The following is a 248-nucleotide window of genomic DNA, read 5'->3' on the forward strand; positions in this document are numbered from 1 at the left end:
TATATCACCATGTTCTGGCGTGATTTGTGGTATGGGAGAATCTAATCAAGATATTGTTGATATGGCATTTGCTTTGAAAGAAATGGATGCCGACAGTATTCCGATTAATTTTTTGCATCCAATCAAACGCTATTTGACCTAATCCTAAATAATCATTAGATGTATAGTTCGTACATCTCTTATTTTCTACTTCAATATACTGTCTATCTATATACCCTACCGATTTAAGCGACCGATATAACCCTTTC

The 248-nt window shown here is 34.3% G+C and carries 2 pseudogenes; one reads left to right on the plus strand and one right to left on the minus strand.

What is annotated here, in order from left to right:
* Positions 1-127 (plus strand): annotated as a pseudogene (locus IDG63_RS14475) (biotin synthase BioB); the annotation flags it as partial.
* Here IDG63_RS14475 and IDG63_RS14480 read toward each other — a convergent pair.
* Positions 122-248, minus strand: a pseudogene (locus tag IDG63_RS14480) (aminotransferase class I/II-fold pyridoxal phosphate-dependent enzyme); the annotation flags it as partial. The pseudogenes IDG63_RS14475 and IDG63_RS14480 overlap by 6 nt on opposite strands.

Origin of the sequence: Staphylococcus sp. EG-SA-14 (assembly GCF_017151935.1) — a bacterium.
In the GTDB taxonomy this organism is placed as follows: domain Bacteria; phylum Bacillota; class Bacilli; order Staphylococcales; family Staphylococcaceae; genus Staphylococcus; species Staphylococcus aureus.